The following is a 12,855-nucleotide window of genomic DNA, read 5'->3' as shown; positions in this document are numbered from 1 at the left end:
AAAGCGTTGCGATGCTATCATAATTATTCTTTTTCATCATGTCGTGAGTAATATGCCTTATTCATTTAATGTCACTTTAAAACATGAAGATGACACCCAAAATCTGGCCAAAGTTCTGGCAAATAATTTTTCTTCGGGCGTTATATATCTGATTGGTGACTTGGGTGCGGGGAAAACCACGCTGACGCGTTATTACTTACAACAACTTGGTCATAAAGGCTCAGTAAAAAGTCCGACTTATACGCTGGTGGAACCGTATCAGGTGAATGGTCAGGATATATTTCATTTTGATTTATATCGTCTCAATGACCCTTATGAACTTGAATTGATAGGAATCCGGGATTATTTAGAAACTCCCAATGCGCTATTTTTATTTGAATGGCCTTCTAAGGGTGGCGATGAAATCCCGCAAGCCGATTTAATTATTGAAATTTTAAAATCAGAAGATGAGCTGACCCGTACCGCGAGTCTGATTTCTTCTAATCTAGCTTTACAGCAAGCTTTGGAGCGTGAATTCCCAAATGGTTGATGATTTAAGCATACGCCGTATCCGTGCACTTGATCCTGCGCTGGCGAACCAGATTGCCGCAGGTGAGGTGATTGAACGTCCTGCATCTGTGGTCAAGGAGCTGCTGGAAAACTCGATTGATGCAGGTGCGACCGAGCTGATCATCCGGGTGGAACAGGGCGGCAGTACGCTGATTGAAATCATTGATAATGGCCGAGGCATTCATTATGAGGATTTGCCACTAGCCGTGATGCGTCACGCGACCAGTAAGATTCAAACGGCTGAAGAGCTGCATGCGATTACCAGTTTGGGCTTTCGTGGTGAAGCATTGGCCTCGATTGCTGCAGTGTCGCGCCTGACTCTAACCAGTAGCCGGAATGAAGATGGCATTGGCTATCAGGTCGAAGTGAACGGCACAGCTTTTGATCATCAGGAAATTCAACCTGTCGCGGCATCCAAAGGAACCCAGATCCGGGTGCAGGATTTATTCTTCAATGTTCCGGCGCGGCGCAAATTTCTTAAAAAGCCCGGCACTGAATTTGGACATATCGAAGAAATTGTCCGCCGTATGGCTTTAACACATTTCGATATTCGCTTTGTATTGGAACATAACCAAACCATCAAGCTGAATTTGCCGGTCGCCGATAGTGGTGCTTTGCGTTTTCAGCGTGTGCAACAATTACTTGGCCGTCAGTTTACTGAAAATGCCTACTGGATTGATGCAGACAGTATCAATATGCGTTTATCAGGCTGGCTCGGACATCCTTCGGATGCACGGGCTCAAGCCGATCTGCAATATGTCTATGTGAATGGCCGGATCGTTAAAGACAAGACCATTTCGCACGCTTTGCGTATGGCTTATGATGGTATTCTGCATGGCCATCAGCATGCCGCTTATTTACTATTTCTGGAAATCGATCCAGAAAGCATCGATGTCAATGTACATCCGACCAAACACGAAATTCGTTTCCTGAACCAGCGTGAAGTACATGAATTTGTACGTCACTATACCAAGGAAACTCTGGCGCAATTTCAGACTGCGAGTGCTGATCTGGCTGAGGCGATGAAAACTGAGTCTGAAGCTGTTGCGATAACACCTCAGCCGCGCTATCAAGAGCAGTTTAGCCTGCATCAGTCCGTAGCCACTCAACCGGTTATTCCAGTCACATCTCCGTATCGTCAGCATGAAGAAGAAGCTTCTGATGTGTTAACGGATTTCGAGTCATCAGGTCCACAAACTATGTATTATGCGCAGGATTACAATAAGTCATATTCGGGTTCACAGCAGCTGAATAATGCCTTGAAAAGTTATCTCGCGCCTTTAAGAGAAACTGAACCGGAAACCAATACTTCAGCATCGGATACATTTCAGTCACATTTACAAAGTAAAGTAGATGAGCATCCTTTGGGGATTGCGATCGCTCAACTGCATGGTATTTATATTCTGGCGCAAAATACCGAAGGCCTAATCATCGTAGATATGCATGCGGCGCATGAGCGTATTCTGCTGCAACAGATGAAAATGGCTTGGGATAAACCGGAATTCTGGATATCCCAGCAATTGCTGATTCCTAAAGTGGTGAGCATTAGTCGTATGCAAGCCATGCGTGTTGACGAGCTCAAAGATCAACTCGCTCGTTTAGGCCTGGAAATTGACCAGTATGGTGATGAACAGGTCATTGTACGGGGCGTACCGGCCATTTTGCATAAAGCTGATTTTGATGCCTTGATCCCTGAATTATTGAATGATCTGGATCCTAATGATCAGGGACAGGGTTTAATGCAGAAACGTGACCAGATTCTTGCAGGTATGGCCTGTCATGGTGCAGTACGTGCACATCGAATGTTGAGTCTGTCAGAAATGAACGCTTTGCTGCGCCAGATGGAACAAACTGAATTTGCGAGCCAATGTAATCATGGTCGTCCAACCTGGCGAGCATTTCCATTGTCTCAACTTGATAAACTTTTCGCTCGAGGAGAGTAGCCTTACATGTCCAATCAACTGCCGGTCATCAATTTAATGGGACCAACTGCAAGCGGTAAAACTGCTTTGGCATGTGAACTATACGAGCAAGGTCATTTTGAGCTGATTTCTGTCGATTCTGCGCTAGTTTATCGGGAAATGGACATTGGTACAGCGAAACCTTCTAAAGAGGAATTAGAGCGCTATCCACATCATCTGATCGATATTATTAGCCCGCTTGAAGTCTATTCTGCAGCAAATTTTGTCGAAGATGCTTGCCGTCTGATTGATGATATTCATGCACGTGGTAAAACTCCAATTCTGGTGGGTGGCACCATGCTGTATTTTAAGGCCTTACTTGAAGGCTTGTCTGATAATTTACCAAGTGCAGATTATGCGGTGCGTGCCCAGATTGAAGAGAAAGCCGCTCGTGAAGGGTGGGAAGCGGTGTATGCTGAATTATGTCAGGTAGATCCACTAGCAGGCCAGAAATTTAAAGTCAGTGATAAACAGAGAATTATCCGTGCATTAGAGGTTTTTAAGCTAACAGGTGAGCCGATTACAAAACTACAAGCAGAACAACCAAAAAATTTACCATATCGTTACAGTTTCCATAATTATGCCTTAATGCCCGATCGGTTAGAATTGCACAAACGTATTGAAAAACGTCTTGAAATTATGTGGAAAAACGGATTTTTAAATGAAGTTAAAGGATTAATGGGAAAATACGATTTTGACGAAAATTTACCCTCAATGCGTTCAGTAGGTTACCGCCAAGCCATAGAATTCTTAAAAAAAGGTGACCTAAGTCATGAAAAACAACGGGAAATGGAGGATAAGGCTTTATTTGCGACACGACAACTTGCCAAACGTCAATATACCTGGTTGAGATCTTTGCAAGAAAAGCATAAATTTACAACATATTTTACGCTCGAGCAGGCCCAAGAAGACTTGCGAAACTGTCACGGATAAAGCAAAATTTGAGTACTATCTTTTTTATAATTTTTAATTGAAAAATAGAGATAGTTTTTTGCGCTGATTTTTAAATTTTTGGAGTTATAACATGTCTAAAGGTCAAACTTTACAAGATCCATTCTTGAATTCTCTCCGTAAGGAACGTATTCCAGTTTCTATCTTCCTGGTAAACGGTATCAAATTACAAGGTCACATCGAGTCTTTTGACCAATACGTTGTATTATTAAAAAATACAGTAAGCCAAATGGTTTACAAACATGCGATTTCTACAGTAGTACCTGCACGTAACCCTCGTCCAGCTGGTGCTCCTGCTGGTTCACAAGGTGCGGGCTTCGGTGGTCAAGGTGGCGCGGGTGGCTTCGGTGGTCAAGGCGCTGCTGGTGGCTTCGGTGGTCAAGGTGGCTTCGGCGGTCAAGGCGCTGGCTTCGGTGGTCAAGGCTTCGGCGGTCAAGGCGGCTTCGGTAGTCAAGGTGGCTTCGGTAGTCAAGGTGGCTTCGGTGGTCAAGGTGCTGGTTTTGGTGGTCAAGGTGCTGGTTTTGGTGGTCAAGGCGCTGGTTTTGACAACGATTCAAAATTTGAAGATTCTTCTGACGACGAAAACAATCGTTAATCGGATCTGAAATAAAAAAGCCTCTTAATAAGAGGCTTTTTTATTGCTTAAAAAATTGAGCCATTAAAAAAAGCCAGCATTATACTGGCTTTCTTTTCTTAAATTAACGAGCGCGTTTAGGATCTAGCTGAGGATCTTTGATTTCTACATAGGCATTGCTACGGGTTTCACGTAACCAGCTATCTAGCTCAGCATCAAACTGGCGTTCACCCAGGATCTGGCGTGCCATACGTTCCTGATATTCCTGAGTCATATCTTGCTGACGTGTATCGGTCACTTGCAGGATATGCCAGCCAAATTGTGACTGGAACGGTTCACTAATCTGACCCACTGGCGTACTTTTCATACGCTGTTCAAATTCAGGTACCATGACACCTGGGCTGACCCACCCTAAACTTCCGCCATCACGTGCTGAACCTGTGTCATTAGAGAAAGTAGACGCCAATACTGCAAAATCTTCACCTTGCTTAAGACGCGTATATAAGCTATCAATCATCTGTTTAGCATTTTCTGGGCTAACCACTTCTGATGTTTGAATCAGAATATGACGGGTCTGGTACTGAGGAACCAATGCTTTCTGCTCACCACCTTTACGCTCTAAAAGTTTCAGGACATGCACGCCATCTGCCGCAGGAATCAGTTCAGATGTTTGACCCGCTTGCAAAGTAGAAACACGTGCAGCGAGTTCGCTTGGGATTTCTGATAAATTTCGCACGCCCATATCAGACGCATCTACTTTAATATCGCCGGTTGAATATTTTTTGCTGATCGCCTGAATATCATTGCTGCTGCTTAAATCATTTCTTACTTGCGCAGCAATCTGTTGAGCATTTTCTCCGGTTATACGTAAATGCAGAACATGTACCTGGCTGCCTAACAGAGCTTGACCTTGCGGTGTATTCAGGAAGTTTTTCACATCCTGATCACTGATCTGGATACGTGAATTAACTGCTTGCTGGCGTAAACGGCTAAGTGCCAGATCTTCAGCAATACGGTTACGTAAAGAGGCATACGTATTCGGCGCGATAGCATCTAGTTTTTGCTGGAAAGCTTCCAAGCTAGGAGAGCCTGACTCACGTGCTACTTTAAGCACTGCTTCATTTAAAGATTTTTCATCTGGACGGATATTGTAGCGTTTGACCTGTTCCAGTTGAGCCTGACGTACAATTAGCTGTTCAAGTGCTTGTTGTTCAAGATAAGGTTGCGGTGGAACAGGCTTGTTTTGCTTTTGTAACTGGTGAGAAATTTCAGCAACGCTTTGTGCCAGATCACTACGCAGAATAGCGCTATTGTCGACAACAGCTACAACTTCATCTTTAGGTTGGGCAACAGCAAAAGTCGTCATCGCTGAAGAAAGACATAGCGCAAGTGCGGTCGCTTTAAAAATTTGTTTTAACTGTTTTGTCTTCATTAACGTTCTGTCCAAGTTTGATTGATATTGTTAAAACCTAGAATACGATTTTCTAGTAATGAGGTTAGCTTGTTGCTTAACCCGCCAAGACCTTTAAGCGTTACTTCAGCCATTACTGCACGTTTCGCTTTCACATCTGGGTCATTGATATCGTCTAAGTCATTGTAGTATGAGCGGCCATAGACAGATACTCCCCAACAGCATGACTCATAGTTTACGCCAAGTAAATATTCACGTGCGACACTATTATCCAGGTCAAATTGCGCATGGCCGACCAGACGCCAGTTATTGGCAATGGGCTGGATAAATGAGCCAACCACCTGATCATAACTTTCCTGGCGGTTTGGAATATCTTTACGATAGAAATAGCCTGCGTTATATAGATTGCCCTGATCGCCCGTATAATAAACCTGTACATCATGCTGGGCATTGGAGCCATTCGACATCCAGCTAGAATTTAGGTTGACATGCACGTTTTTGTTTAACTGACTTCTAAGCTGAATAACTGGACCAGTATGGCTTTCACGGTCAAATTTATCTGCTTCACGATCTAATGTGACACGGCGATCTTCAAAGAAGAAACTTTGTCCCACACTGGCGCGTAATCGCTCTAAACCTTCTTCATTAAATAAACTGTAACTAAGACCTAAAGAAGCGAAGTTATTGTCTTCTAAGCGGTCATTACCATAGAAGCGGCGTGCACTAAATAATTGGTCATAATTAATTGAGGCTACGACAGAGTCAAAGTTTGGCTGATTGCGCTGATTTTCATACGGTGAATAAGCGTAAAACAGGCGAGGCGTCAAGGTCTGTAAATAGCGACCATCTTTTTCAAAAATTAAACCGGTGTCCAGCGTAAATTGTGGCACTACGATAGAATGATTTTCACTTGATGAGCTGGTTTGATTATTATTAATACGATCAATAGTATCTTGATCATAGAAAGTATTGATATTGCGTAATGTTGCCTGAGGAATGAAGAATGACCAAGGGGTAAAGTGATTATAGCGTACCGAGAAATCATTATAGATGCGTGTACCACTTGGCTGATAAATGACTTCATTATCTGGATCAATATTTTCGGTATTTCTGATGTCTTTCTGGAAATAAGCCGTATCGTTATTAAATTCGTATTGCAAACCCAATGGGTTACCGGTCTTATAATTCACTAAAAGCTGCGGTAAACGTGCATAAGGGCGGTCTTCATCCAGAACGGCAGGATCAAGCGTCTGGAAATCTTCAACTTTAAATTGAGCTTTTAAGCCGGGGATACCATTTTTATAATTAACTTCCCAAGCACGACGCAAGTTCAGGTCTGTTTTTGAATCTGGGTTATTATCCAGATCGGCAAAAAAGTCCTTGTCTGATGCGTAATTATATTCAAGACTTGTTGAGAACTGATCGTTGATTTGCCAGTTATGCAGGAAGTGCAGGTCTTTACGGTCTTTATTGCCATAACTTTCATCAGATGGCAGGTAGCCACCCCAAATCCGGCCTTCACCATAGTTTTCTGTTAAATAACGAAACTCGCCATCCAGCATCGCGCCACGGTCACTGATATAACGTGGTGTAATAGTCGCATCATATTGTGGTGCCAGGTTAAGATAAACCGGCACACCTAATTCCAGACCGCCATCATTGGTAAATCCGAAAGTTGGCGTCAGAATCCCTGTGGTACGGCGATCATCGATTGGGAAGTTAAAATAAGGAACAGCGAGTACCGGAACATCTTTCACATAGAGCTTGGTATTACGGGTTTCACCGCGACCGGTTTCCTGATTCAGCTTGATTTGATCTGCCTGAATTTTCCAGGTCGGTTTCTGTTCAGGTGGACAGGTGGAATAGGTGGCATTTTCCAGTTCAAGCGTATCATCAGAGGTTTTGGCAATCTTTTCAGCACGACCATGCGCATGCTGTTCTTCGGCAATGAAGAAACTGTTGTTTAAGTCACCTTGCTGGGTTTTCAGGTTGTAATTGATATCATCGCTTTGCGAAATCAAGCCACCTTGGGCCAATTGGACTTGACCTTCTGCCTTAGCATAAGTTTGAGTCTGATCAATCGTCACGCGTTCCGCACGAATCTGGCGACCTTCCTGATCAATGACCACATTGCCTTCTAAGTAGGAATCACCGGCCGGATTATAATGGCCATAGTCTGCAGTAATGGTTGAAGTTGCCTGTTCAGGGTCAATCGTCGGTGCATCAGGTGCAATAGGAGTGACCCAAGCACCTTCACAATAGGCTGAACTGAGATATTTAGCTTGACGCTGCTGTGCTTCTGGCGAAGATTTATCCACATAATATTGTGAGAAGAATGCTTCACCGGGATAGGTCTCATTAATGCGCTGTTTAAGTTGTTCCGCATTTACATTGGATGAGTCATTTGATGCAGCATAGCTTGAGACCGAGCTACTACATAAAAGGGTTAAGATCGCAGTCGCTAGAGGGTTTATTTTAAAGTGATGCTTCATTTGTCTCATTAACCAATCATGCTTTTATCGCAATTAATTATTGTCGCATCATAGAGAAAAAGTTGATAAGTAGCTACACTTAGTACTTTAAAAACTCAGCCTGTACTAGAATTTATTGCAAATGAATACTCAACGCGAACAATTGATACAATCTTGGATTGCTTCTGTACTCGGTTCAGATCAATTTGAAACACATTTTTTAGCAGGCGATGCAAGTTTTCGTCGTTATGCACGAATCAAACTGAATAATAAAACATTTATGCTCATGGATGCACCACCAGAAAAAGAAGATTGTGTGCCTTTTGTGACGATTGATGAATTTTTTGATGCCCATGACGTACGTGTTCCACACATCGTGGCCAAAGACTTGGAAAATGGTTTTTTGCTGCTCGAAGATTTTGGTGATGTGCTGTTATCAAATCTGCTGAATGATCAGACGGTTGATGCCTATTATGAGCAAAGTTTTAAACAACTGATTCAGCTGCAGTCCATTCCTGGAGAAGGTCAGTTTCCTGCTTATTCTTATGAGAAGCTTATTTCTGAAATGGAGTTGCTGACTGACTGGATGCTACCTGCTCTAAAAATTCAGCCAACAGAATCAGAGTCCGCTCTGATCAAGCGCACATTTGCGATACTGGCGAATGCTGCTTTGGCACAACCTCAAGTCATTGTGCATCGTGATTTTCATAGCCGTAACCTGATGAAAATCGAAAATGAAACCGAACTGGGTGTGATTGATTTTCAGGATGCAGTGATTGGTGCTGATACCTATGACCTGATCTCTATTACCCGTGATGCCTATGTGCAGTGGAATGCAGATCGCGTGTATCGCTGGTTTAAAGTGTTCTATGACCTGTTACCAGCAGCGGCAAAACAGGACCGTGATTTCGAACAGTTTAAAAAAGATGCGGATATGATGGCGATTCAGCGTCATATCAAGATTTTAGGTATTTTCGTACGTCTATTTGAGCGAGATGGGAAATCTGGCTATCTAAAAGACCTACCACGTGTGATGTGGTATCTGCTCGAAGAAACCAAAGACTATCCAGAATTACAGCCATTTATGCAGTTTATTCATGAAAAAGTGATGCCAGCTTTTGAAGCAAAATATGGTTCATACGAGGTAGCGGCCTAAATGAAAGCGATGATTCTCGCGGCTGGCTTGGGCAACCGCATGCGTCCTTTAACTTTGCATACTCCAAAACCTTTGCTGGAAGTGGGCGGCAAACCATTAATTGTCTGGCATATTGAAAAACTGGCTGCGATGGGTGTGAATGAAATTGTCATCAATACTGCCTGGCTAGGTGAAAAACTGGCTCAGGCTTTGGGTGACGGTTCACAGTTTGGTGTCAAGATTTTGTGGTCACATGAAGGTGAAGGGCTGGAAACAGCCGGTGGCATTATTAATGCTTTACCACTCCTGGGTGATGAGCCTTTTATTCTGGTCAATGGTGATGTCTGGACAACCATGGACTTTGCACCTTTATTGAATGTTGAGCTGGGTGAAAATCTGGCACATCTGGTTTTGGTACAAAACCCGGAGCAGCACCCTAACGGTGATTTTACACTTGCAGACGGCAAGGCTTATACCTTTGACCAGCAGGTGGCGGGTGAAAACCTGACTTTTAGTGGTGTATCAGTGATTCATCCGAAAATGTTTGCAGGCTTAGAGGCTGGAAAACGTCCTTTAGCACCACTATTAAAAGCAGCAATGCTGGAAAACAAGATTGCTGCTTCTAAATTGACAGGTATTTGGGTGGATGTGGGAACACCTGAGCGTTTGAATGCATTGGATTTAATGATCCGAGAAGGGAAGTCTGCTTAAGTGAATATTCACTAAGCACTCCCTACTGTGCCAATATAGAGAAAACGGTATACTTCCACTTAACTTTTTCGAGCGTTGATTGTTTATGCACACGTTTTTTCAAGAACTAAAGCAGGGTAGCCAGGCTTTAGGTTTAGAGCTGTCTGATGAAGCTTTAAATTTATTACTCAAGTACCAGGACGCTTTGGTGCTGTGGAATAAAGCATACAATTTGACTGCAATCCGTGATCCTAATGAAATGCTGGTCAAGCATCTGCTTGACAGTCTGAGTATTTTGAAGGATTTGCCTGCAGGTCGTTTGCTCGATATCGGAACTGGTGGTGGTATGCCGGGCATGATCATTGCTTTATGTCAGCCTGAGCGTGAATGTGTACTACTGGATTCAAACGGTAAAAAAATTCGTTTCCTGAAGCAGTTTATTGCAGACCTAAAATTAAAAAATGTCATTGCAGTACAAACCCGTGTGGAAAATGAAGACAGTATCAATGAGCTGGGTCAGTTTGATGTGATTACCAGTCGTGCATTTGCTTCATTGACAGATTTTGTGAATGCATCTAAACCATATATGCATGAGCAGAGTATTATTGCTTCCATGAAAGGTTTGATTCCTGAAGAGGAAGTGGCGGCGTTAAAAGATGAATTTAGCTGTCAGATTATTGAACTGAAGGTTCCGCGCTTGGACGAACAACGTCATTTACTTCTATTAAAACGTATTTAAAATTTTTGAAGGATCGGGGTCAACATGGCACAAATTATTGCGATTGCCAACCAGAAAGGTGGTGTCGGTAAAACCACAACCGCAGTAAATTTGGCGGCATCTCTCGCTGTGTTAAAAAAACGCGTTTTGCTTGTGGATATGGATTCTCAAGGTAACGCGACCATGGGGTCGGGGATTCAGAAAAATGACCTGCTGTATTCAGTGACTGATGTATTGCTGGGTGAAGTGCCGATTGAAACTGCGATTACTAAAGCTGAAGTCGGATATAAGGTTTTAGGGGCAAACCGTGATCTGGCTGGTGTGGAGCTGGCGATTGCCGAGCAAAAAGGCCGTGAATTCATTTTGCGTGAAGCTTTGCAGGAAATTGAATCCTCATTCGACTATATCATTGTTGATTGTGCACCAAGCTTAAGCCTGATCACCGTGAATGCATTGGCAGCGGTGGATGGTGTCATCATCCCGATGCAATGCGAATATTATGCATTGGAAGGTCTGGCTGATCTGACACAAACCATTGACCGCATTCAGCAGGCACTTAATCCAGACCTACAGATCGTGGGTGTATTGCGTACCATGTATGATGCTCGAAATGCCTTGACCCGTGATGTCTCGGAAGAGTTGGAACAATATTTTGGTAAAAAACTTTATGAAACCGTGATTCCACGTAATATCCGTCTGGCTGAAGCGCCGGCACATGGTCTACCAGTGATTTATTTTGAAAAAAGTTCAAAGGGTGCAGTTGCTTACTTAAATCTGGCAGCTGAAGTATTAAAGAAAAGCAAAGTGAAAAAAGGAAGTAAAGCATGACCGTCAAGAAACGTGGACTCGCCAAAGGTCGTGGTTTAGATGCCTTGCTAGGATCAATTCAAAAAGAAAAATTACAACTCGAAGCACAAGGTCTTGATCATGGTCAGTTGAAACAGATTGATGTCAATCTGCTGAAACGTGGTGAATATCAGCCACGTCGCTATATCAATGAGCAGGATCTGCAGGAACTGGCAGCATCGATTGAAAAGCATGGCATCATGCAACCGATCGTGATCCGTCCGGTCGATGATGAACGCTATCCATACGAGATTATTGCGGGTGAGCGTCGTTGGCGTGCGGCACAACTGGCAGGCCTGACTGAAGTTCCTGCGATTGTGCGTGAGCTGAATGACCAGGTGGCAATCGCGCTGGCCCTGATTGAAAACATTCAGCGTCAGGACTTGAACCCGATTGATCAGGCGATGGCTTTGCAGCGTTTCCATGACGAATTTGGTTTAAGCCATCAGGAAATTGCCGATACCGTCGGTAAGGCACGTACCACAGTGAGCAATCTGCTGCGTCTGCTAACTCTGGCTGAAGAAGTAAAAGACTTTATGCAGCAAGGCTTGCTGGATATGGGACATGCACGTGCCATCCTGACTTTGAAGGCTAAAGATCAGCTTAAAGTTGCTGAGATGGTCATTGAAAAAAGCCTGTCAGTACGCCAAACTGAACAGTTGGTACGCGACTACAATGCACCGAAAACAGAAAAACCAAAAGCAGCGATTGCGCCAGACATTCAGCAGTTGACTCAGCGTCTGTCTGAGCGCTTTAGTGCGGATGTTAAAATTGACTACAACAAGCAAGGAAAAGGCAAACTGGTCATTAGCTATCATTCTTTAGAAGAGCTGGACGGGATTCTTTCGATCCTGGGCGACGAATAATTAATTTAAAATTTGTTTTTATTGGGGAATAAATCAGATGTGGGAATTGGTTAAAGCAGGCGGCTGGTTGATGCTGCCGCTAGTATTGTGTTCGATATTTATGCTGGCGATCTCGGTCGAGCGCTTCATTCGTTTAAAAAAGAGTCTGGTACTGCCCAACTCACTTCTGATAGGTCGTGCACAAAATGCAGACCGAGCCATGCAAAAGCTGCAACAGAGTTCAGCTTTGAAAAACAGTACTTTGGGTCGTGTATTTACTGCTGGTTTTGAAGCGCGTCACCAGTCTGAGCAATATGCTCGTGCCCAGATGGAAGTGATAGCTTCACAGGAAATCGGCTATCTGGAAAAAAATATTAATTTTCTGGGTACTTTGAGCGCAGTAGCGCCTTTACTTGGTTTGCTGGGTACAGTCATTGGGATTATCGAATCATTTTTAATGATTGATGTCGGTACTAATAGTGACCCGGTGTTAATGATGCCCGGTATTTCCAAAGCACTGATTACAACAGCAGCGGGTATGTTGATTGCTATTCCTGCTTTATTTGCACATCGTTATTTCCAGCGTCTGGTTCAGGAATATGTGGCGGAACTTGAACAGCAGGCAACCTTATTTCATGCCAACCTGTTCTATTTGAATGCTTCAGATGATGTAGAAGAACGCATCAAGAAAGCAAGCTAGGAGC

At 43.5% G+C, this 12,855-nt stretch carries 12 protein-coding genes; 10 read left to right on the top strand and 2 right to left on the bottom strand.

Annotated elements, in window-relative coordinates:
• Nucleotides 1-52: 52 nt before the first annotated feature.
• From tsaE to hfq, 4 genes are all read left to right on the top strand, one after another.
• Nucleotides 53-529, top strand: a complete 477-nt coding sequence (tsaE, locus tag ACEWB7_RS08255) for a tRNA (adenosine(37)-N6)-threonylcarbamoyltransferase complex ATPase subunit type 1 TsaE (protein WP_312308931.1) — start codon at nucleotides 53-55, stop codon at nucleotides 527-529.
• Nucleotides 522-2,492 carry a DNA mismatch repair endonuclease MutL gene (gene mutL, locus ACEWB7_RS08250; RefSeq protein ID WP_312308952.1) on the top strand — a complete coding sequence of 657 codons (1,971 nt, stop codon included), beginning with the start codon at nucleotides 522-524 and terminating at the stop codon, nucleotides 2,490-2,492. The genes tsaE and mutL overlap by 8 nt, the downstream gene beginning before the upstream one ends.
• 6 nt (nucleotides 2,493-2,498) lie before the next feature.
• Complete coding sequence (gene miaA / locus ACEWB7_RS08245; RefSeq protein WP_262738046.1) at nucleotides 2,499-3,443, top strand: tRNA (adenosine(37)-N6)-dimethylallyltransferase MiaA; 945 nt, start codon at nucleotides 2,499-2,501, stop codon at nucleotides 3,441-3,443.
• 91 nt (nucleotides 3,444-3,534) lie between these two features.
• Nucleotides 3,535-4,056, top strand: a complete 522-nt coding sequence (gene hfq, locus ACEWB7_RS08240) for an RNA chaperone Hfq (RefSeq protein ID WP_312308928.1) — start codon at nucleotides 3,535-3,537, stop codon at nucleotides 4,054-4,056.
• Between the two features lie 103 nt (nucleotides 4,057-4,159).
• On the opposite strand, the gene ACEWB7_RS08235 is transcribed toward hfq, so the two are convergent.
• Both ACEWB7_RS08235 and lptC read right to left on the bottom strand, forming a co-directional pair.
• Complete coding sequence (locus ACEWB7_RS08235; protein ID WP_411580575.1) at nucleotides 4,160-5,467, bottom strand: peptidylprolyl isomerase; 1,308 nt, start codon at nucleotides 5,465-5,467, stop codon at nucleotides 4,160-4,162.
• Nucleotides 5,467-7,938 carry an LPS export ABC transporter periplasmic protein LptC gene (lptC, locus tag ACEWB7_RS08230; protein WP_411580574.1) on the bottom strand — a complete coding sequence of 824 codons (2,472 nt, stop codon included), beginning with the start codon at nucleotides 7,936-7,938 and terminating at the stop codon, nucleotides 5,467-5,469. The genes ACEWB7_RS08235 and lptC overlap by 1 nt, the downstream gene beginning before the upstream one ends.
• A 121-nt stretch (nucleotides 7,939-8,059) precedes the next feature.
• Here lptC and ACEWB7_RS08225 point away from each other — a divergent pair, with 121 nt between their 5' ends.
• The 6 genes from ACEWB7_RS08225 (at nucleotide 8,060) to ACEWB7_RS08200 (ending at nucleotide 12,851) form a co-directional block, all read left to right on the top strand.
• Entirely contained in the window at nucleotides 8,060-9,073 is a 1,014-nt protein-coding gene (locus tag ACEWB7_RS08225; protein WP_411580573.1) for an aminoglycoside phosphotransferase family protein, read from the top strand.
• Complete coding sequence (gene murU, locus ACEWB7_RS08220) at nucleotides 9,074-9,763, top strand: N-acetylmuramate alpha-1-phosphate uridylyltransferase MurU (RefSeq protein WP_034170582.1); 690 nt, start codon at nucleotides 9,074-9,076, stop codon at nucleotides 9,761-9,763.
• Between the two features lie 85 nt (nucleotides 9,764-9,848).
• Nucleotides 9,849-10,481, top strand: coding sequence for a 16S rRNA (guanine(527)-N(7))-methyltransferase RsmG (rsmG, locus tag ACEWB7_RS08215; protein ID WP_411580572.1), 633 nt, complete (start codon nucleotides 9,849-9,851; stop codon nucleotides 10,479-10,481).
• A 24-nt stretch (nucleotides 10,482-10,505) separates the two neighbouring features.
• Nucleotides 10,506-11,288 (top strand): ParA family protein, encoded by a 783-nt coding sequence (locus ACEWB7_RS08210; RefSeq protein WP_004784019.1) that lies wholly within the window; start codon nucleotides 10,506-10,508, stop codon nucleotides 11,286-11,288.
• Complete coding sequence (locus ACEWB7_RS08205; protein WP_004784018.1) at nucleotides 11,285-12,172, top strand: ParB/RepB/Spo0J family partition protein; 888 nt, start codon at nucleotides 11,285-11,287, stop codon at nucleotides 12,170-12,172. The genes ACEWB7_RS08210 and ACEWB7_RS08205 overlap by 4 nt, the downstream gene beginning before the upstream one ends.
• Nucleotides 12,173-12,209: 37 nt before the next feature.
• Entirely contained in the window at nucleotides 12,210-12,851 is a 642-nt protein-coding gene (locus ACEWB7_RS08200; protein WP_411580571.1) for a MotA/TolQ/ExbB proton channel family protein, read from the top strand.
• The last annotated feature ends 4 nt before the right edge of the window (nucleotides 12,852-12,855 follow it).

The organism is Acinetobacter sp. NIOH-H-8, from assembly GCF_046635365.1.
Lineage (GTDB): Bacteria > Pseudomonadota > Gammaproteobacteria > Pseudomonadales > Moraxellaceae > Acinetobacter.
The sequence above is the reverse complement of the archived record's forward strand: the minus strand, read 5'-3'. Positions and strand labels throughout refer to the sequence as shown.